This window comes from Paeniglutamicibacter sp. MACA_103 (assembly GCF_045798555.1).
Classification (GTDB): domain Bacteria; phylum Actinomycetota; class Actinomycetes; order Actinomycetales; family Micrococcaceae; genus Paeniglutamicibacter.
In genome coordinates this window covers 150,402-167,837 of the sequence record NZ_JBIXLN010000002.1, presented here as the reverse complement: position 1 = coordinate 167,837, position 17,436 = coordinate 150,402, and the positions used below count along the sequence as shown (strand labels likewise).

At 65.3% G+C, this 17,436-nt stretch carries 16 protein-coding genes; 8 read left to right on the top strand and 8 right to left on the bottom strand.

Features of this window, described 5'->3' with window-relative positions; all coding sequences use genetic code 11:
- Positions 1-50 precede the first annotated feature (50 nt).
- Positions 51-548, top strand: a complete 498-nt coding sequence (locus tag ACIPVK_RS01705; RefSeq protein WP_407610248.1) for a winged helix-turn-helix transcriptional regulator — start codon at positions 51-53, stop codon at positions 546-548.
- Positions 549-714: 166 nt separating this feature from the next.
- Here the strand turns inward: ACIPVK_RS01705 and ACIPVK_RS01700 are convergent, their stop codons facing one another.
- Positions 715-894 carry a hypothetical protein gene (locus tag ACIPVK_RS01700; protein WP_407610247.1) on the bottom strand — a complete coding sequence of 60 codons (180 nt, stop codon included), beginning with the start codon at positions 892-894 and terminating at the stop codon, positions 715-717.
- On the opposite strand from ACIPVK_RS01700, the gene ACIPVK_RS01695 reads away from it, so the two are divergent.
- Together ACIPVK_RS01695 and ACIPVK_RS01690 are read left to right on the top strand one after the other, a co-directional pair.
- On the top strand, positions 893-1,123 hold the full coding sequence (locus tag ACIPVK_RS01695; RefSeq protein WP_407610246.1) for a hypothetical protein: 231 nt from the start codon (positions 893-895) through the stop codon (positions 1,121-1,123). The two genes, ACIPVK_RS01700 and ACIPVK_RS01695, sit on opposite strands and share 2 nt — an antisense overlap.
- Positions 1,124-1,284: 161 nt before the next feature.
- Positions 1,285-1,584, top strand: coding sequence for a hypothetical protein (locus ACIPVK_RS01690; protein ID WP_407610245.1), 300 nt, complete (start codon positions 1,285-1,287; stop codon positions 1,582-1,584).
- A 124-nt stretch (positions 1,585-1,708) separates the two neighbouring features.
- On the opposite strand, the gene ACIPVK_RS01685 is transcribed toward ACIPVK_RS01690, so the two are convergent.
- The 6 genes from ACIPVK_RS01685 to ACIPVK_RS01660 all read right to left on the bottom strand — a co-directional run bounded on the left by ACIPVK_RS01685 (position 1,709) and on the right by ACIPVK_RS01660 (position 9,124).
- Positions 1,709-2,716 (bottom strand): bile acid:sodium symporter family protein, encoded by a 1,008-nt coding sequence (locus ACIPVK_RS01685; RefSeq protein WP_407610244.1) that lies wholly within the window; start codon positions 2,714-2,716, stop codon positions 1,709-1,711.
- A gap of 209 nt (positions 2,717-2,925) precedes the next feature.
- Positions 2,926-3,363, bottom strand: coding sequence for an OsmC family peroxiredoxin (locus tag ACIPVK_RS01680; protein ID WP_407610243.1), 438 nt, complete (start codon positions 3,361-3,363; stop codon positions 2,926-2,928).
- A 180-nt stretch (positions 3,364-3,543) separates the two neighbouring features.
- The gene (locus ACIPVK_RS01675) at positions 3,544-3,894 is read right to left on the bottom strand and encodes a hypothetical protein (protein ID WP_407610242.1); all 351 of its coding nucleotides are present in this window, start codon (positions 3,892-3,894) and stop codon (positions 3,544-3,546) included.
- A 126-nt stretch (positions 3,895-4,020) separates the two neighbouring features.
- A complete protein-coding gene (gene sucB, locus ACIPVK_RS01670) occupies positions 4,021-5,781 on the bottom strand; it encodes a 2-oxoglutarate dehydrogenase, E2 component, dihydrolipoamide succinyltransferase (protein WP_407610241.1) in 1,761 nt (586 codons plus the stop codon).
- A gap of 145 nt (positions 5,782-5,926) precedes the next feature.
- Positions 5,927-7,306 (bottom strand): dihydrolipoyl dehydrogenase, encoded by a 1,380-nt coding sequence (gene lpdA, locus ACIPVK_RS01665; RefSeq protein WP_407610240.1) that lies wholly within the window; start codon positions 7,304-7,306, stop codon positions 5,927-5,929.
- Positions 7,307-7,609: 303 nt separating this feature from the next.
- Positions 7,610-9,124 (bottom strand): leucyl aminopeptidase, encoded by a 1,515-nt coding sequence (locus ACIPVK_RS01660; RefSeq protein ID WP_407610239.1) that lies wholly within the window; start codon positions 9,122-9,124, stop codon positions 7,610-7,612.
- Positions 9,125-9,530: 406 nt separating this feature from the next.
- On the opposite strand from ACIPVK_RS01660, the gene ACIPVK_RS01655 reads away from it, so the two are divergent.
- The 4 genes from ACIPVK_RS01655 to ACIPVK_RS01640 all read left to right on the top strand — a co-directional run bounded on the left by ACIPVK_RS01655 (position 9,531) and on the right by ACIPVK_RS01640 (position 14,609).
- Complete coding sequence (locus ACIPVK_RS01655; RefSeq protein ID WP_407610238.1) at positions 9,531-10,466, top strand: proteasome assembly chaperone family protein; 936 nt, start codon at positions 9,531-9,533, stop codon at positions 10,464-10,466.
- Entirely contained in the window at positions 10,466-11,785 is a 1,320-nt protein-coding gene (locus tag ACIPVK_RS01650; RefSeq protein WP_407610237.1) for a nitrate/nitrite transporter, read from the top strand. Before ACIPVK_RS01655 ends, ACIPVK_RS01650 begins: the two co-directional genes overlap by 1 nt.
- Before the next feature lie 146 nt (positions 11,786-11,931).
- Positions 11,932-13,089 carry a DUF4192 domain-containing protein gene (locus ACIPVK_RS01645; RefSeq protein ID WP_407610236.1) on the top strand — a complete coding sequence of 386 codons (1,158 nt, stop codon included), beginning with the start codon at positions 11,932-11,934 and terminating at the stop codon, positions 13,087-13,089.
- A 296-nt stretch (positions 13,090-13,385) separates the two neighbouring features.
- On the top strand, positions 13,386-14,609 hold the full coding sequence (locus ACIPVK_RS01640; protein WP_407610235.1) for an RNA polymerase sigma factor: 1,224 nt from the start codon (positions 13,386-13,388) through the stop codon (positions 14,607-14,609).
- 189 nt (positions 14,610-14,798) lie between these two features.
- Here ACIPVK_RS01640 and ACIPVK_RS01635 read toward each other — a convergent pair whose 3' ends face one another.
- Positions 14,799-15,023, bottom strand: coding sequence for a hypothetical protein (locus ACIPVK_RS01635; protein WP_217389839.1), 225 nt, complete (start codon positions 15,021-15,023; stop codon positions 14,799-14,801).
- 199 nt (positions 15,024-15,222) lie between these two features.
- On the opposite strand from ACIPVK_RS01635, the gene ACIPVK_RS01630 reads away from it, so the two are divergent.
- Entirely contained in the window at positions 15,223-17,328 is a 2,106-nt protein-coding gene (locus ACIPVK_RS01630) for a type IIA DNA topoisomerase subunit B (protein ID WP_407610234.1), read from the top strand.
- The last annotated feature ends 108 nt before the right edge of the window (positions 17,329-17,436 follow it).

Here is a 17,436-nt window from a genome sequence, read left to right as displayed (position 1 = left end):
ACATCGATCACGGCTGAATTGGCTACGAAGAGTCAGGATAGGGTTGAAGCATGCCACGAAAGTCGCGAACGCTCGCCAACGCGCTGGATAGCCATTGCGCCATCGCCAGAAGTCTGGGGGTGCTCACTGATTCTTGGAGCTTCCTCCTGCTGCGTGAAGCACTCTTGGGGCGGCGTACGTTCGCTCAATTTCGAGATTCCCTGGGAATCGCAACCGATATTCTCAGTGCAAGGCTGAACATGCTGGTCGAGCATGGCGTCTTGGAAAAAGTCCCGTATCAAGAACCCGGACAACGCACGCGCGACGCCTACGAGCTGACCGCAGCAGGTGATGAGCTGAAGATTGTGCTGGTAGCGATGCAGCAGTGGGGCGAGGAGCATGTCCCACGAGGACGAGGCTCGAGCGTATTTCCGATGACTCGCGACACCCAAAAGCATGTGCGAGCGGCACTGATAGACGATGACGGCGTGATGGTGGGTCATGAGGATGTTGACTTCGTCCGCGGCACCGCTTCCGGCGATACCTATGTCGAGCCGAAGTCCATTTGAACCACCGCGGGGACCAATCAGGAGTTGACTCCTGCCAGCGACGACACCAAGGCAAATAATCCCGCCGGCTCCTGAAGTGGCAAGTCGCCGGGCGGGGAACATTCCAGACTTCGCCGTGGAGTACCGCCGGCATGATGCATCAACCGACAGCACTCCACGGTGCCGTTTACTCGGACATGCGGCCCAACTGGGTGTACACCGCCTCGAGCAGGGCACTTAACCCTTCCTTGAGCTGCATTGATACTTCATCGGCAAGAACCTCATGTTTTCCGGCCTCGACGGCATCGAACATGACGTTCACCAGATCCCCAGGGGCCGTTTCCGGGTCGGTGGAGTTCGCGGCCATGGGTGTATCCGCATCGGCTACGTGGACCCCGGCTGGCGTCCGGGATCACGTCCCGGAGTTCATCGAGGATCCCCGGCAGGCCTTTGCCTGGGGCACGGGCCTCTACCCGGATTCACTGGTCATTGCCGCGGAACCCGACGTGTTCCGCGCATTGCACCAAGACCTTCGGCTGGAAGTGGTGTCCCTCGCTCCGCACCGGGATGTGCTGCCGGCGTCCTTTGACGGATAGGCCCGCCAGGATGTTTCCACCCGGGAACTTCCGAACTAGATTTAGGGCATGGAACGACGCCTTGGGGCAATGGCGAGTGTTGTCATCCAAGCCGTTCGGAAAGGCCGCAAGGAGCAGGGCATGAATCCGACCGCGGCCGGAATCTGCAAGGTGAAGCAGAAATGGACACAGGAGCAGAGCTGTTTAGCCGGCTCAACGCGTGGTGCAAGGACCACCGCCACGGCGTGCGCAGCCGCAAGCAGTGGAAGTCCATGGCCTATGGCGCAGCCGAGGACATCCACCAAGATCTCGTCGCCAGTGGGTTTGCTCCGCTCAGCAAGGAGCTCCTGCGCAGGGCCGCCTCACACGCCGACTGGTGGTGGTGGAAACAGAATTCACGTAGCGCCTATGGGCGCGCACGCTCACGCCGCGGCAAAGGCAACCCGGTGAAGCCCACGGTCTTGGATACCGGCATCGACTAGGCCAGAAGACTTCGTCGCCCGCCCAAGCAGTGCATTGCCTACCGCCACCAAATGCCAAAGGTTCCCCGCTCGCATGCCTTGCGGCGCGAGGAGGGAACCTTCGGATAGTCGGATCGGCCGTTGACTACTTTGCCGCAAGCTCCGCGGCTTGTGCGTCGCGCTCGGCGTTCTTGGCGCTGCTGCGGCGCCAGATGGCGGCGATGATCGCACCGGAGAGGTTGTGCCAGACCGAGAACACCGCGCCGGGCAGGGCCGCCTCGGGAGTGAAGTAGGTCTTTGCCAGGCCGGAGGCCAGGCCGGAGTTCTGCATCCCGACCTCGATGGCCATGGTGCGGCGGGTCGCAATGGGCTGCTTGAAGAGCTTGGCGGTTCCGTAACCCAATGCAATGCCTCCGGCGTTGTGCAGGATGACCGCAAGCAGGATCAGCGCACCGGCGCTGAAGATGGCGGCGGCGCTGCCGGCAACCACGATGAGCACCACACCGGTGATGGCGATGACCGAGACCCAGGGAAGGGCCGGGAGCACCTGGGCAACCAGGCGCGGCAGGATCACGCGCAGCACCAGGCCCAGGACCACGGGGATCAGCACGATCTGCACGATCGACTTGGCCATCGACCCGGCATCAACCGGCAGGTACTGCCCGGCCAGCCACAGGGTCAGCAGCGGGGTGAAGATGGGGGCCAACAGGGTGGAGATCGAGGTCATCGTCACCGAAAGGGCCACGTCGCCCTTGGCCAGGTAGGTCACCACGTTCGAGGCGGTCCCGCCCGGCGCACAGCCGACCAGGATGACACCGGCGGCCAGGGCCGGAGGAAGCTGCAGCAGCATCGAAATTCCCAGGCCCAGCAGCGGCATGATCACGTACTGCGCCACAACACCCAGAAGCACCGGCAGCGGCTTGCGCACGACCAGCGCAAAGTCGGGCAGCGTCAAGGTCAGGCCCATGCCGAACATGATGACCATCAGCAACGGATTGATGGCCTTGGAGAATCCGCTGAAGGTTTCCGGGGTCAACAGGGCAATGGCCCCGCCGGCCAGGACCAGGAGCGGGAAGAGGGTCACGGCAATCTTGGCGCTGCGCTCTTCGGCATCCAGTCCGGGCTTTGGTTGTACGTTTCGATCAGTTGACATGAAGAAATGGTGACAAATTGATCAAGACAAGTCCAATCGATTTGCCATTTCGTCCGGCATCAACCGCTGGTCGCGGAAAATGTACCGCTCGTCGCTCGTTCTCGGTTTCATGTGACACCGGTCGGTAACGCAAGGGAGCGAAAATCCTCGAGGCGGGGGGGGGGGGGGGGGGCCGCCGCCCCGCCCCCGCCCCACCGCCAGAACTGTGGCTAGTTCAGGTGGGCGTCAAGGGTGATGGAAGGGACTGCCGCCAGAGCGACGGACACCGGGCAGCCTTCCTTGGCGGCGTTTGCAAGCTTTTGGAATTCCGTGACATCAAGTCCCGGGATCGTGGCCTTGAGCGTCAGCCGGATGCCGCTGATCTTGGCACCGTCGGTGGTGTCGAAGTCCACCTCGACGGTGGTTTCCAGCTTCTCGGCGACGTGGCCGGCCTGCTTGAGGATGTTGCTTAGTGACATTGAGAAGCAGGATGCATGGGCCGCGGCGATCAGCTCCTCCGGGCTGGTCTTGCTCTCGGCTTCCTCCGTGCGAGCCCGCCAGGTAACGGGGAACGTGCCGAGGCCTGAGGTCTCGAACGTGGTTGCCCCTGACCCGGAGGCCAGGTCGCCGGTCCAAACGGTGCTTGCGCTTCTGGTGGTGACTGCCATGGTGACAACTCCTTGAATGTGCAACGGGACGAAGGCGAGCGCCTCCACGGCAATCCTATGGCCCGGGGCGGCCGAACCAAAGGACCTGGTTAAACGGCGAAGCGGTGTGCCACCGGGAATCCCGAGGGCACACCGCCACTGTCCTCCGGCGCAGTGCCGGGTCATGCTCCGTGCGGGTGCTTAGACCCAGAGGGTGGCAACGGCAATGGCAATCAGCGCCGTGCCTCCGGTGCCGTGGGCCAGGCCGGTCGGAACCTCGAGGCCGTTCTTGATCTTGCGGCGGCCCAGCAGGGCTGCGACGAAGACGCCGATGGCCAGCAGGAGCTTGACGGCGATCTTGGCGTGGTTTACCTGTCCGTCACCCATTTCGGCCAGTCCCACCAGCAACAGGCCGGAAACCAGCTGGGCGATGGCACCATACCACTGCCAGATGTTCACGGTCGGGGTCTTGAACGTGGCGAGCCAGCCGCCCACGAGCGCCGCTGCACCCAAAACGTGCAGGAAAACGAGGAATGCATGCAAAAAGGTCATGCCAGCCAGCCTAATGGAAACTGCACACCATAAAGAATTTGGCCTGCCAAAGGTGGCCGAGAACATAGCAAAGGGGACGGCCGCCGCGTAAACGCAGCGACCGTCCCCTTCAACGGCTACCTGGGGTTAGAGGCCCAGGTCGGCTTCGAAGGCGCCTTCTTCAAGGCGTGCCTTCAGCGTCTGCAGGAAGCGGCCTGCATCGGCGCCGTCGACCAAACGGTGGTCGTAGGTCAGCGACAGGTACATCATGTGGCGGATGGCGATGGTGTCGTCGCCGTCGGCGCCGGTCACGACAACCGCACGCTTCACGATGGAGCCGGTGCCGAGGATGGCAACCTGCGGCTGGTTGATGATCGGGGTGTCGAAGAGCGCGCCGACCGAACCGATGTTCGTGATCGAGAACGTTCCGCCGGACAGCTCGTCCGGACCGATCTTGTTGTCGCGGGTGCGCTTTGCCACGTCGGCGATCTTGCCGGCGAGGCCGGCAAGGTTCAGGTCACCGGCGTTGGAGATGACGGGAACCAGCAGGCCCTTGTCGGTGTCAACCGCAATCGCCAGGTGCTCGGCGTTGTGGTAGGTGATCTCCTGCTTGGACTCGTCGTACTCGGCGTTCAGCTTCGGGTGCTGCTTCAGCGCCTCGGCCACCGCCTTGGCGATGAACGGCAGGAAGGTGAGCTTGGAGCCGTTGACGGCAGCGAACTCGTTCTTGGCGGCATTGCGCAGCTTGGCGACGCGGGTCATGTCGACCTCGTGGACCTGGGTCAGCTGGGTGGAGATTTCCAGCGACTCGCGCATGCGGCGGGCAATGACCTGGCGGATGCGCGGGGCCTTGGCGACGGTGCCGCGCAGCGAGGAGGCCACGACGGGTGCCGCTGCCTTCGCTGCAGGTGCCGCGGCGGGAGCCGGGGTAGCGGCAGCCGGGGCGGTCGTTGCGGCCGCAGCCGCATCGATGACGTCCTGCTTGCGGATGCGTCCGCCGACACCGGTTCCGGTGACGGTCGACAGGTCGACGTTGTTCTGGTTGGCCAGGCGGCGAACCAGCGGGGTCACGTAACCGTCGTTGCCGGCGGCCGGAGCTGCGGGTGCGGCGGCAGGTGCCGGTGCGGCTGCAGGGGTAGCTGCCGGGGCGGGAGCCGCGGCGGGGGCTGCCGGAGCGGCGGCCGGTGCCGCTGCGGGAGCCGGTGCGGCGACCGGAGCGGCCGGAGCCGGGGTCGGCTCGGCTGCGGGTGCCGGTGCGGCCTCGACAGGTGCTGCCGGTGCTGCTGCACCCGCGGCGCCAACGATGGCCAGGACGGCGCCGACCTCAACGGTCTCGTCTTCCGGAACGCGGATCTCCAACAGGGTGCCGGCGACCGGGGAAGGAACCTCGGTGTCGACCTTGTCGGTGGAAACCTCGAGCAGCGGCTCGTCAACGGCGACCTCTTCGCCGACGGCCTTGAGCCAGCGGGTGACGGTGCCTTCGGTGACGGACTCGCCCAGTGCCGGGAGGGTGATCTCGGTGCCCGATGCGGCGGCAGCCGGTGCGGCGGGTGCGGCCGGTGCTGCGGCGGGGGCCGGAGCTTCCGGTGCAGCTGCGGCCGGGGCCTCTGCGGGGGCGGCCGGGGCCTCAGCGGCCGGAGCGGCTTCGGCAGGTGCCGAGCCGGCGCCCGAGCCGTCGCCGATGCGAACCAGTGCGGCTCCAACTTCGGCGGTCTCGTCCTCGGCCACGAGGATTTCCTCGATGACGCCGGCGACCGGCGAAGGGATTTCGGTGTCAACCTTGTCGGTCGAGACTTCCAGCAACGGCTCGTCGACCTCGACGCGGTCGCCGACCTGCTTGAGCCAGCGCGTAACGGTGCCTTCGGTGACGCTTTCACCCAGTGCGGGCAAGTTCACGGTTTCAGACATCTTGTTCCCGTTCTCCTAAAACTAAATATTTGTGTGCGAGAGATCCGCGGTTTCCCGCACATCCCGTGGGAGGTCAGTGCCTCCGAGCTTAGTGCACCGGGCATGCGTTCCGCGGGGGAACGCATGCCCGGTGAAGCAAATGTGACTAACCGTGCAGCGGCTTGCCGGCCAGGGCCATGGCGGCCTCGCCGAGCGATTCGTTCTGCGTCGGGTGGGCGTGGATGAGCTGTGCAACATCCTCCGGGTAGGCTTCCCAGTTCACGATGAGCTGTGCCTCGCCGATCTGCTCGCCGATGCGGCCGCCGATGCCGTGGACGCCCACGATGGGGCCGTTCTTCACGCGCACCATCTTGATCAGGCCGCTGGTGCCCAGGATGGAGGACTTGCCGTTGCCGGCCAGGTTGTACTCGGTGACCTCGATCGCATCGTCGCCGAACTTCTTCTTCGCGGCAGGCTCGGAGTAGCCGACCGAAGCGATTTCCGGCTCGCAGAAGGTGACCTTCGGGATGTTGATGTCCTCGACGACCACCGGGTTCAGGCCGGCGATCTCCTCGGCGACGAAGATGCCGTGCTGGTAGCCGCGGTGTGCAAGCTGCACGCCCGGGACGATGTCGCCGATGGCGTAGATGTTGCCCACGCCGGTGTGGCAGCGCTCGTTGATGAGCACGAAGCCGCGGTCCATCGGGATGCCCTGGCCCTCGTAGCCCAGGCCCTCGGTGACCGGGCCGCGGCCCACGGCGACCAGGACGATCTCTGCTTCGAGGGTCTTGCCGTCGGCCAGGGAGACCTTGACGCCGTTGGCGTCCTGCTCGACCTTTTCGAAGAAGACGCCGGTGTTGAACTTGATGCCGCGCTTCTTGAAGGCGCGCTCCAGGTTCTTGATGATCGAGGGATCCTCGTTCGGGACCAGCGAGGGCAGGCCCTCGACGATGGTCACGTCGACGCCGAAGGACTTCCAGACCGAGGCGAACTCGACGCCGATGACGCCGCCGCCGAGCACGATGGCGCTCTTGGGCAGGGTGTCCATGTTCAGTGCCTCGGTGCTGGTCAGCACGCGGCCGCCGATTTCGATGCCCATGGTCTTGGAGGTGGAACCGGTGGCGAGGATGATGTTCTTGCCCTTGTACGCCACGCCGTCGACGTCGATGGTGTCCTGGGAAACCAGGCGGCCGTTACCTTCGATAACGGTCACCTTCTTCATCTTCAGCAGGCCCGACAGGCCCTTGTGCTTGCCGGCGACAATGCCGTCCTTGTAGCTGCGCACTGCACCCAGGTCGATGGAGTCGAGGGTGGTGTTGATGCCGTACTTCGCGCCTTCGCGAGCGTTCTCGGCCAATTCGGCGGAGTGCAGGTACGCCTTGGTGGGGATGCAACCGGTGTGCAGGCAGGTGCCACCGAGCTTGGCCTTTTCAATCAAGCCAACGGTGAACCCCAGCTGGACGGCGCGCAATGCTGCCGAGTAGCCGGCGGAACCGCCACCGAGAATGAGGATGTCGAATTCTTGCGTTGCTGCCGATTCGGCCACGTGAACGCTCCCTCGTTATGAGTTGTGGCCGACGTCGTGGTCGGCCGGGGGTCTGTTTGGGTGTACCTGCGCGTCCGGTTCAACGGGCGCGCAAACACGGTCATGCTAGTGATCTATCAGGTTTACCTTAGCCCCCCGAAACGCGCTCGGCCACATACGGTGAGGCAGATTGCGCCCCGCTGTGACCGGTCGCACAGCGGCGGCGGTCCTTCGGTGTCGCCAAAGGGCCGCGGCCGCCGTGCATTCGCGCATTTCTACTACGGGGAGTAGAAAATCGTGGGGGCAAGGATGTGCGCCGGAGGGCTACTTGGCGGAGGCCATGTCCTCGGCCAGCGCCACCAGGGTGCGCACCGAGGATCCGGTGCCGTTCTTGTGGGTGTAGCCGTACGCGGCCTGCTCGTTAAAGGCGGGGCCCGCAATGTCCATGTGCGCCCACGGGATCTTGGCGCCGTCGGCCTCGCCGACGAACTCGTTGAGGAACACCGCGGCGGTCATCATCCCGCCCATGCGCTCACCGATGTTGGCCAGGTCGGCGACCTGCGAATCGATCGTGGGGCGCAGTTCCTCGGGCATCGGCATGGCCCAGGCGGCCTCGCCGGCCTTGCCGGCGGCGTCGACCACGGCGTTGCGCAGCGTCTCGTCGCCCATGACGCCGACGGTGCGCAGGCCCAGTGCCACCATCTGCGCGCCGGTCAGCGTGGCCACATCGATCAGCGCGTCGGGCTTTTCCGCGCTGGCGGCGACCAGGCCGTCGGCCATCACCAGGCGTCCCTCGGCGTCGGTGTTGAGCACCTCGACGGTCTTGCCGCCGAACATGGTGATGACGTCGCCCGGGCGGGTGGAGGCGCCGCCGGGCATGTTTTCGGCGAGGCAGAGCCAGCCGGTGACGGTGATCGGCAGGCCCAGTTCGGCGATCGCAACGATCGCCTGGAAGATGGTGGCGGCCCCGGCCATGTCGCACTTCATGGCGTGCATGCCGGCGGCCGGCTTGATGGAGATGCCGCCGGTGTCAAAGGTGATGCCCTTGCCCACCAGGGCCAGGTGCTTGGCGGCCTTGGCCGGTGCGTACTGGACCTTGACCATGCGCGGCTTGCGATCGGAACCGCCGCCGACTCCCATCAGGCCGCCGTAGCCGTCCTTCTCCAGCTTCTTCTCATCGAGGATCGTGACCTTCAGCGGCAGGCCCTTGGTGGAGTCCTTGACCTCCTGCGCGAAGGAAGCGGGGTAAAGCACGTTGGGTGCGACATTGACCAGGTCGCGGGCGGCCCGCACGGCCCGTCCCAGGATTGCCGCACGCTTCAGCGCGGCCGGCAGGTCCTTGTCGGCGGATGCGGCCGTGGCGATGATCGCCTCGGTCAACGGCAGCTTGGTCGCCGGGGTGGAGCGGTGGCTGTTGAAGTGGTAGGCACCCAGCGCGACCCCTTCGGCCACCGCGGCCGCCTGCTCGAGGGTGGCCGCCGGCAAGGCGAAAAGCACGGTTGAAAGACCGGCAAGCTGGCGTGCGGCCGAGCCGGCGGTGCGGCGCAGCGCCTCCGCGGTCAGCGTGGATTCCTCGAAGGACCCCAGGCCGGCGAACACCAGGACCTGGGCCTTGGTTTCGGCGGCGGCCGGCATGCGGACGAGTTCGTCGGCGGCGCCGGTGACGTTCAGGGCGGACAGGGAACCCTGGAGGGACTCGGTGACCTTGGCGCTGAAGGGCGAGGCCACCAGGACGGGACCATCGGTGCCCTTGGCGACACCGAGGACCAGGGCGTCCGCGCCTATGCGCTTGATGTCTGTCGAAACGGCGGTCAGCTTGAGATCGATGGAGTTGATCACGGAACGATTCCTCTTCATTGGATTCTGTGCATGCAGGTCAGATGAGCATGCATCGAAGGAGCCGGGACGGCGGCCGCGTCCCGGGGTCCCGGGACGCAAAAGCCGATTGGCCTTTACCGATCGTATCGCTGAGACCGATGCCACAGCGCATTCGCCGGGCAAGCGGCCTAGAATTGGTTGCGGGCCACGGGAAGAAAACGCCTGCCACCGGGGTTGACCCCCAGTAGTACGCGACCGAACGATTCCCGACCGGGCTCCTCCGGCCCGCACCCGTTCCATGGTTTCCCGCAGTTGGCGTTGCATCGATCCGGCCGCGCCCGGGGGACCGATGGCCACCTTGAGTCGGATCCAGGGCGCAGGTGTGGCCGGCGAAACCCAGCGACGCAACCCGAAAGGAGCAGCGGCAATGCTTGACCCCAACTCACTGATCAGGTTCGAAGACCTCGACCTGGATGCACTCGAGCTGCAGGGGCTTGACCTGCTCATCGGCCTTCGCGGCCACGCCGACGCCGGCCATGCGCTGGCCCAAGTCCGCACCGAACTGCTGGACGCGCTGGATCCGCAGCTCATCGCCTCGTTCGACACCGACCAATTGGTCAACTACCGCGAACGGCGCCCCCAGATTTCCTTCCTCGGCGACCACTTCGCCGCCTACCAGGCCCCGCGCCTGGAGCTTTACCGGCTCACCGACGGGCTGGAACGCGACTTCCTCTTTCTCACCGGGACCGAACCGGACCTGGCCTGGGAACGAGTCACCGCCGCGGTCCTCGCCCTGGTCGAGGCATTCAACGTGCGCTTGGCGGTCTCGTTTGACGCCGTGCCCATGCCGGTTCCCCACACCCGCCCGCTGGGTGTCACCGCACACGGCAACCGCAAGGACCTGATCGACGGGATCTCCACCTGGACCCCGACGGCGGAGCTTCCCGCGAGCCTGGCCAGCCTCATCGAGGTCCGCCTGATTGAAGCGGGCAGGGATGCGGTGGGCTATTCCATCCACGTGCCCCACTACCTATCCGAGGCCGAATACCCGCAGGTTGCCGTGGGCGTGCTGGAATACGTCGGCGCCGCCATGGAACTGGGCCTGCCCACCGACCGCCTGCGCGAGGCGGGGCGCAACCTCGAACCGCAGATCGCCGAACAGGTCGCCGCCACCCCGGACGTCGCCCGGATGGTGGAAAACTTCGAGGAACGCTTCGACAAGCACGTCCCGGAGACCGAGCGCCGCTCGCTGCTGGTGACCCCCGACGCGGAGGTCCCCGACGGCGACGAACTTGCCCTCGCCGTTGAGGCGTTCCTCTCCGGCTTCCCCGAGCAAGGTGGCACGGCCGCCAAGGACTCCTAGTGACCAAGGCCGAGCACCTCGATACCGTCCGATCGTGGGTGGTGTGGATCGTCAGCATCACGGCCTACCTCATCGCGGTGACGCAGCGCACGAGTTTCGGCGTGGCGGGCCTGGAGGCCACCGACAGGTTCGATGCCTCCGCATCGATCCTTGCGACATTCTCCGTGGTGCAGTTGGTGGTCTACGCCGGGTTGCAGATTCCCGTGGGCATCCTGGTGGACCGGTGGGGACCCCGGGCCATGATCACCGGCGGCGCGGCTCTGATGATGGTCGGCCAGCTGCTGCTGGCCATGGCCGATTCGGTCGGCGCCGGCCTGGTCGGGCGGTTCTTCGTCGGTGCGGGCGATGCAATGACGTTTGTCTCGGTCATCCGGCTGCTGCCGATCTGGTTCTCCGGCTACCGCATCCCGATGCTCACCCAGGCCACCGGCATGGTCGGGCAACTGGGGCAGCTGCTCTCGCTGATCCCGTTCGTGGCCCTGCTGCACCTGTGGAGCTGGACCCCGGCCTTCCTGTCCCTGGCGGCGCTGTCGGTGCTGGGATTTGTCCTCGCCCTGGTGCTGATCAGCAACGGCCCGCGCAGCAGCGAAACGCCGCAGGCCCCGGCCCGGGCCCGGGCGCTGCTCTCCAACGCCTGGCGCCAGCCGGGGACCCGGCTGGGTTTCTGGACGCACTTCACCACGCAGTTCACCACCAACGTCTTCCTGTTGACCTGGGGGTATCCATTCCTGGTTTCCGGCCAGGCCGTCAGCCCGGCCACCGCCTCGGGGCTGCTCTCCATCTTCGTAATCGTCGCCCTCACCGCCGGACCGGTCCTCGGTTCGGCCGTGGCGCGCCATCCGCAGCGGCGCTCGGCGATCGCCTTCAACGTGATCGGGGCGATCGCGCTGAGCTGGGCCGCCGTGCTTCTCTGGCCCGGGAAGGCGCCGATGTGGCTGCTGGTGGTCCTGATCGTGTGCGTCGCACTGGGCGGTCCGGCATCCATGATCGCGTTCGATTTCGCCCGCACCTTCAACCCGTCACACGTCATCGGCACCGCCACCGGCATCGTGAATGTCGGCGGGTTCCTGGCCGCCCTGGTCACCGTGTACGTGGTGGGCTGGTTGCTTGACCTCCAACAGAAGGCGGCCGGCCCCGGTGCCGAGCTGTATTCCCTCGACGCATTTAGGTGGGCCTTGTCCTTCCAGTTCGTTGTGATCCTCGGCGGCGTGTTCGGCATGGTCGTCACCCGCAACAAGGCACGCCGCGACATGGCGTTGCGGGGCGAATACCCGCCGCGCGCCGCGCGTGGCCTTTCCAAACGCACCGAAATCGAGTAGCACCACCTCCACGGCGCGAAGGCCGGCAGCGGAACACCACTGGTCCGCACACGCTGCGTGATGCCGGGTGGGGTTCCGGGCTCCGGTATCCACATGCGTCCCGGGTCGACTCCCGGGTCCCATGGGCGGGGCGCAGCATGGGGTGCATGACTACTACACCTTCAGCATCGAACTTTTCCCTGGCCAGCCCCGAAGAGGTGCTGGCATACATTCCCCACGCATTGGGGTTCTACCCCCGCAACGCCGTGGTCCTGCTGATCATGCAGGGGACGGGCCTGGCGGCAACGCTGCGGGTCGACCTGCCGCGAACGGACAGCGGCGGCGCGGAGGCCGCCCAATGGGCCGACCAATTGGTTCAGCTGGTGCACAAGGTGCCGGAGGCAACCGCCGTCTTCGCCGCCGTCTACACCGGGCAGACGCCCGGGGACGGCCACGACTCGCTGCCGAAGCACGAACTCGTCGAGCGGCTGGCCCCCGAGCTGGTGCGCTCGGGAATCCAGGTGCGGGACGCCTGGTACGTCGGTGCCAGCCGCTGGCACAGCTACTTCTGCCTCAGCGACAACTGCTGTCCGGCCGAGGGGTTCGACCTGCCAGACCTCGCACTGACAGAGACCCACCTGAGGATGGTTGTCGCCGGATCGGCGCCCGAAGACCACGTCTGGGACGGCAGCGGCGTTGCCGAATGGAGCAACAAGGCCGCGGTCAGGATGAACCGGAAAATCCTGGCGCAGGAACTGTCCGGAACGACCCCGCGGGAGTCGCTGGTCAAGGACTGGGCCGGTCTGCTGGACGCGGATCCGGCCGTCGCCGAACGCCGGCTGCGTTCCGACGACGTGCTGAGCGCTTCGCTCCTGCTCTCGCTCAACGACCGCATGATTCGCGACATCCTTCCCTATTTGGCAGGCCGCGGCACGCTGCGGGCGTTCGAGGCCATGAAAGAGGTTTTACGCGCCACCGAATTCGGACGCGCATCGCAGGACTTCTCCGACTTCCTGCTGGGCACGGCGCAATGCACGCCCGATTGGGAGAGACTTGAGCGCCTGTGGTTCTTCTGCCGCGACCTGTTGGGCGTTGCGGAGGGGGAGGAGACCTCCGCACTCCTGTGCCTGCTGGGTTGGGTGAACTGGGCCAAGGGCAAGGGGAGCTCCGCGCTGAAGCTTTTTGGGTCGGCGCTGAAAAACGATCCGGATTACCGGCTTGCGCAACTCATGGCCAAATTGGTGGAATCCGGCGAAATGCCGTCGTGGGTCGCCGACCCGGCACGAGCCTGGCGGCTGAGGCTGGAAGGCCGGCTCAGCGCGTGAGCGGGACGGCGGGAACCGGATGGAAGACAAAGCACCGGCGCAGGCACCAAATGAATTCCTGAGACGTTGAAACGTGAGACACTGTTAACCAACAGACCCGGTTGGGTTCGTGTTCCATGGCTATCAAGCCAGCACCGTCGAATTCGTTCGATGGGAACAAATGGCGGGAAAAAGGCGTTCCATTTATTGGACCCTGGCTCCCGACTCGCCTTTATCCGGCGGGACGCGGACTTGACAGGGTCATAGTGGTGTTACCGGTAGGTGGCATCGCGGACGAACCGTGAGAAAGGTATTTCGTGTCTTCTGAGACGACCACCAATGGCCAGGCAGCGGATGCTGCCGCCGATCCGCAGGATGCAACTACGGATAAGGCAGCTGCCGTGCCGGCTGCCGCAAAGGCCGCCACCGCGAAGAAGCCTGCTGTGAAGCGGGCTCCTGCAAAGTCCCGTGCCAAGGCCGACGAGGACGTCGAGTCCGACGAGGTCGAAACAGACGCCGACGATGCCGACGAGACCCCCAAGGCCCCTGCCGCAGACGAGAACTCCAAGGGCTTTGTCCTCACCGCAGACGAAGACGATGCCCCGCAGCAGCAGGTCATGGTCGCTGGCGCCACGGCCGACCCGGTCAAGGACTACCTGAAGCAGATCGGCAAGGTTGCCCTGCTGAACGCCGAGCAGGAAGTCGACCTGGCCCTGCGCATCGAGGCCGGACTCTTCGCCCACGAGAAGCTCACCGCCGATACCGGCAAGATGGACAAGCGCCTGCGCTGGGACTACGAGCAGATCGTCCACGACGGCAAGATCGCCAAGAACCACCTGCTCGAAGCCAACCTCCGCCTCGTGGTGTCGCTGGCCAAGCGCTACACCGGTCGCGGGATGCTCTTCCTGGACTTGATCCAGGAAGGCAACCTGGGCCTGATCCGTGCGGTGGAGAAGTTCGACTACACCAAGGGCTTCAAGTTCTCCACCTATGCCACCTGGTGGATCCGCCAGGCAATCACCCGCGCGATGGCCGACCAGGCACGCACCATCCGTATCCCGGTGCACATGGTCGAGGTCATCAACAAGCTGGCCCGCGTGCAGCGCCAGATGCTTCAGGACCTGGGCCGCGAGCCCACCCCGGAGGAGCTCGCCAAGGAACTGGACATGACCCCCGAAAAGGTCGTCGAGGTCCAGAAGTACGGTCGCGAGCCGATTTCCCTGCACACCCCGCTGGGTGAAGACGGCGACTCCGAGTTCGGTGACCTCATCGAGGATTCCGAGGCCGTTGTCCCCGCCGACGCAGTTTCCTTCACGTTGCTGCAGGAGCAGCTGCACTCGGTGCTTGACACGCTCTCCGAGCGCGAAGCCGGTGTCGTGGCCATGCGCTTCGGCCTGACCGACGGCCAGCCGAAGACGCTGGACGAAATCGGCAAGGTCTACGGCGTGACCCGCGAACGCATCCGCCAGATCGAGTCCAAGACGATGTCCAAGCTTCGTCACCCCTCCCGTTCCCAGGTCCTGCGCGACTACCTGGACTAGGAGGTCGGCCCAAGGGCCCGATCCAGGTGCCGGTGTTTTCCCCAGCAAGTCGGGGGCGACACCGGCATCTTGCGTTAAGGCCGCGAGTCGCCGAAGCCCAAACCTGCGTTGCGCCCAACGACAGCGGGACCCCGGCATGATGCCGGGGTCCCGCGGATACGTCAGCTCAGCAAGAGGCTGGCGACCGTATTAGTCCTCGTCGTCGTAAACAGGCTTCTCGTAGAGACGCGCTGTTTCGTCTTGCCATTCGTTGGTCAAGGGGCGCAGCTTTTCTTCTACCGCGCGAGCGTGGTGTCCGCAGAAGAATAGCTCACCACCGGAGGTCTCCAATACCGCACGCACAAAAGCCTGTGCACCGCACCGGTCGCAACGATCAAGGGCATTCAGCTCTCGGGTTACTGCGGTCGTTGTCATGATGACCTCCTTCATTCGATGTGTACTCAATACAACCAGCAAAAAGGCATTTTTCGTCTGGAAAAATGGCTCTTTCGCTGACCGCGTAGCCCATTCGGGGGTGAGCTGCCGCTCACTGGCGGCAGGCATCAGCGAAATGGCGGGGCCAGAGACTATTGTGGTTAGCGTCGTACCGACGTTTTTGAGGAGTTCAACAACCGTGGCCAAAAGCACTGACTACAACGCCCGACACCTATCCGTCCTGGAGGGGCTCGAGGCGGTACGCAAACGTCCGGGCATGTACATCGGGTCCACCGATTCGCGTGGACTGATGCACTGCCTTTGGGAGATCATCGACAACTCCGTCGATGAGGCGCTTGCGGGTCACGGCCAGTCCATCAAGGTCCTCCTGCACCCGGATGGCTCAGTGGAGATCCACGACGACGGCCGCGGCATCCCGGTGGACATCGAGCCCAAGACCGGGCTCTCCGGAGTCGAAGTCGTCTTCACCAAACTCCACGCCGGCGGCAAGTTCGGCGGCGGCTCGTACACCGCCTCCGGCGGCCTGCACGGCGTGGGTGCCTCCGTCGTCAATGCGCTGTCGTCCCGACTCGATGTCGAGGTGGACCGTGGCGGCAAGACCTACGGAATGCAGTTCCGCCGCGGCGAGCCCGGCCGCTTCGCGGACTCGGGCAAGCCCAAGCCCGATTCCAACTTCGAGCCCTTCTCCACGGCCTCGGTGCTTGACGTGGTGGGCAAGGCCAAGCGCGGGGTCACCGGCACGCGCGTGCGCTACTGGGCCGACCGCCAGATCTTCACGCCTGATGCCAAGTTCTCCTACACCGAGTTGCAGGCCCGCGCCCGCCAGACATCGTTCCTGGTGCCGGGCCTGAGGATCACCTTGCGCGACGAGCGCGGACTGGCCGGCACCCTGGGCGAGGACGGCCCCTACGAGGAGGTCTTCCACCACGATGGCGGGATTTCCGAGTTCGTGGAATACCTGGCCAACGACGCGGCGGTCACCGACATCTGGCGTTTCCACGGGTCGGGGACCTTCAAGGAATCGGTGCCGGTGATCGACGAATCCGGACACAGCCGGATCACCGAGGTCGAACGCACCTGCGAGGTGGACATCGCCCTGCGCTGGGGGATTGGGTACGAGACCAACCTGCGTTCCTTCGTCAACATCATTTCCACCCCCAAGGGCGGAACACACCAGACCGGTTTCGAGCAGGCACTGCTCAAGACCTTCCGCAAGGTCATCGAGGCCAACGCCCGCAAGCTCAAGGCGGGGAACGACAAGATCGAAAAGGACGATGTCGGCGCCGGGTTGACCGCTGTCCTGACAGTGCGCCTGGCCGAACCGCAGTTCGAGGGCCAGACCAAGGAGATCCTCGGCACCTCGGCCGTGCGGCTGATTGTTGCCAAGGTGGTCGAAAAGAGCCTCACGGACAAGCTGAACTCCACGGCCAAGGGCGACAAGACCCAGGCCGCAATGCTGCTGGAGAAGGTCGTCAGCGAGATGAAGTCGCGCATTTCCGCGCGCGTCCACAAGGAGACCCAGCGCCGCAAGAATGCGCTGGAAACGTCCTCGCTTCCCACCAAGCTCGCCGACTGCCGCAGCACCGACACCGAGAAGACCGAACTGTTCATCGTCGAGGGTGACAGCGCCCTGGGCACTGCCCGCCTGGCGCGGTCCTCGGATTTCCAGGCCCTGCTGCCGATCCGCGGCAAGATCCTCAACGTGCAAAAGGCCTCCGTTGCGGACATGCTCTCAAATGCCGAATGCGCCGCCCTGATCCAAGTGGTCGGGGCCGGCTCGGGTCGCAGCTTCGACCTCTCCGCGGCACGCTACGGCAAGGTCGTGCTGATGACGGATGCCGACGTCGACGGCGCGCACATCCGCACCCTGCTGCTGACGCTGTTCTTCCGCTACATGCGTCCCATGGTGGAAGCCGGGCGGGTCTACGCCGCGGTGCCGCCGCTGCACCGGGTGGAGGTCATCAACCACGGGGCCAAGGAGAACGAAATGGTCTACACATACTCGGAGAACGAGCTGCACGAGGTGCTGGCCGCACTGGAAAAGGCCGGCAAGCGCTACAAGGAACCGATCCAGCGTTACAAGGGCCTGGGTGAGATGGATGCGGACCAGTTGGCCGAAACCACCATGGATCCGCGCCACCGCACCCTGCGCCGGGTGGGACTGGAGCACGCCGAGTCGGCCGAGCGGGTCTTTGACCTGCTGATGGGTTCGGATGTGGCACCGCGCAAGGAGTTCATCATTTCCGGGGCCGAGCGCCTCGAGCGCGATCGGATCGACGCGTAGCAGGAAACCGACATGGCCGGTCGGTGCCCCCTGGGATCTGGGATTCCCGGGGGCGCCGACCGGCCATTGCGTTGTGGGGAGACGGGCGCCGTTGAGCGGGCGGACACC